Here is a 2465-nt window from a genome sequence, read left to right on the forward strand (position 1 = left end):
ATGGCGCCTCAAACGCAACCGATAACCGGGGTGTCGAAAGGGGTGATCACCCACGGGGATCGTGTGTCGGATCACGACGCGTGCCGGTCCGACGAGCACTTCTTTGACCACGCTGCGCAGTACTTTCTGGCGCTCATTGATGGTGGCGGTGTCGGCTGTGTCGCGCAGCCGGGCGAGGAAGCCCTCCAGGTTTTCGGCCAGCTTGAGGTAGGTGTCGCGGTCGAGGAGTTGGGCGTCGAGCGATGCGAGCGAGGCTCGCAGGCTGGCTTCTTTGGCCCGCAGGTCGGGCATGCGCGCTCGCAGCTCGTCGAGGGTGAGCAGGTCTTCCTGGTAGGCGTGCACGAGGCGGTCGATGCCTTTGGTGGCGCGGGTGAGCTCGAGTTCGAGTCGGGACCGCTCGGCCGTGGCCGGGTTGGCGGCGCGCAGTTCGGTGAGGCGCCGGTCGAGCTCGGCCTGCACCAGGTGCGGGTCGGCCAACAGGGCGGTCACTTGGCCCCAGACGAGTTCGTCGAGGTAGTCGGCCCGCACCGGTTGGTTGTCACAGACGCGGCCGTGCTCGTAGCGGTAGTCGTCGGACCCGAGGCAGCGGTAGTAGTAGAGCTTGCGGGTCTTGGTGCGGGTGGAGGTCCGGTAGTAGGCGTAGCCGCAGCTCTGGCACGACACCAGGCCCATCAGCAGCGACGGTTCTTTGGTGTTGCGGGCCGAGAAGCGGCGGTTGTCCTCGAGCCGGCGAGCCGCCGCGGCGAACGTGTCGTCGTCGACGAGGGCCGGCACAGCGATCTCGATCCAGTCCTCTGTCGGGCGTGGTCGGGTGCGGGTGTAGCGGGACACCGCACGGCCCTGACGCCGGGCGGTGCGGTTGAGCGCAGGCGTGCCGTCGACCCGCCCGGTCTTCAGGTAGGCGGCTCGCCCGGCGTAGGCGGGGTTGCGCAGCATCCCCCAGATGGTGGAACGGTCCCAGCGGACCTTGCCGGTCGAGGTCGGGATCGCCTCGGACGCCAGCCATCGGACGAGCTCGGCGATCGACACGTGGTCCTCGACGTAGCGGCGGAACAGCTCGCGCACTACCGCGGCCTGGTCGTCGACGACCTCGTAGCGGGCCTCGGTGTCGTCGGTGCGTCGCAGGTAGCGGTAGCCATAGGGGGCGCCGCCCAGCACGTTGACGACCCCGGCCCGGGCACGGTGGGTCTTGCCTCGCCGGGTTCGCTCCCCGATCTGGGCGCGCTCGTACTCGGCGATCATCCCCTGGAACTGGATCAACAGTTCGTCTTCGGGTGTCTCGGCCCGAGGTCCCTTCACGAAGCGGACCTCGGTGCCGGCTCGGGCGAACTCGTCGATGAGCAGCGCCTGGTAGGCGTAGCGGCGAGCGAGGCGGTCCGGCGAGTAGCACAGCACCACGTCCACGGGGACCTGGGCCGCCAGGTCGCGCAGACGTTCGAGGGCGGGACGGACCAGCGTCGCCCCCGAATAGCCCTCGTCCTCGAAGACCCAGTCGGGCCGGACCTCAAGCCCCCACCGCTCGGCGGCCTCCATCAGCGCCGTCGTCTGCGAGCCGATCGTCTGCTCTTCGCGCTGGCGGGCCGAGGACACCCGGGCGTAGATGGCTGCGGTCGTCACGGTCGCTCCTCCCCTCGACGCGGCCCCGACGTTCGGGGACCAAGATCCGATAGGCGTGCGCCAGCGTCTGCCCGCCGGCTCGATCGAAGACGAACTCGATGCTGACGTCGCGCTCAGCCACGGGCACCGCCTTGGCGTTCCAAGAACTCCGCCAGCGCCTGGGTCACCAGCGCCGAGATGCTCTGGCCGGTCATTCGCGCCGCCCGCCGCACCCGCCGGGCCAGAGCCACCGGCAGCTTCACGGTGAACACGACCTTGGGACCGGGCACATCGATCGATCCTTCGTCCCGGGCTCGCTCCACATAGCGGCGTGCCTGGCGTTCCGACAGCCGGTGCCGCCTGGCCAACGCCCCCGTCGCGTCGATCACCGACATCCCGCTGGCAAGCAGCTCGGCTGCGGTGTTCACCCGCTTGGCCACCTGATCGGCCCGCGCTCGGCGACTTTCCGGCATGACACTTACATACTACCTTTAACGTCACGATGAGTGGTGGACCGCCTCTTCGGCTTCTCGCCCCGCACATAGGGCAACGCGACGTCGAACTCGAAGTTCGCAATTGTGTCCGAGGTGTCATCTCGCCCTTGCTGGCGAATCTGTTCCTCCACTACGCGTTCGACCGATGGCTGACCCGGGAGTTCCCCGACGTCAGCTTCGAGCGCTACGCAGACGACGCCGTGGTGCACTGCGCCAGCCAGGCGCAGGCCCACCGGGTCCTGGAGGCCATCACCGAGAGGATGGCGGAGGTCGGTCTGGAGTTGCACCCGGACAAGACCCGCATCGTGTACTGCAAGGACGCCGACCGCCGCGGCTCGCACGAGCATGAGCACGAGCACGAGCACGAGCGGTTCA

Annotated in this window: 3 protein-coding genes; 1 reads left to right on the plus strand and 2 read right to left on the minus strand. The window is 68.6% G+C overall.

What is annotated here, in order from left to right; genetic code table 11:
* A partial coding sequence (locus tag ACRDSQ_RS02435; RefSeq protein ID WP_431418361.1) for a recombinase family protein occupies positions 1–1617 on the minus strand: 1617 nt, incomplete at its 3' end.
* 113 nt (positions 1618–1730) lie between these two features.
* Positions 1731–2024, minus strand: a complete 294-nt coding sequence (locus tag ACRDSQ_RS02440; protein ID WP_431418363.1) for a ribbon-helix-helix protein, CopG family — start codon at positions 2022–2024, stop codon at positions 1731–1733.
* Between the two features lie 173 nt (positions 2025–2197).
* Between ACRDSQ_RS02440 and ACRDSQ_RS02445 the strand changes: the two genes are divergently transcribed.
* Positions 2198–2465: reverse transcriptase domain-containing protein (locus ACRDSQ_RS02445; protein ID WP_431418364.1), on the plus strand; the 268-nt coding region annotated here is incomplete at its 3' end.

The sequence above is a fragment of the Actinokineospora sp. genome (assembly GCF_050699995.1).
GTDB lineage: Bacteria > Actinomycetota > Actinomycetes > Mycobacteriales > Pseudonocardiaceae > Actinokineospora.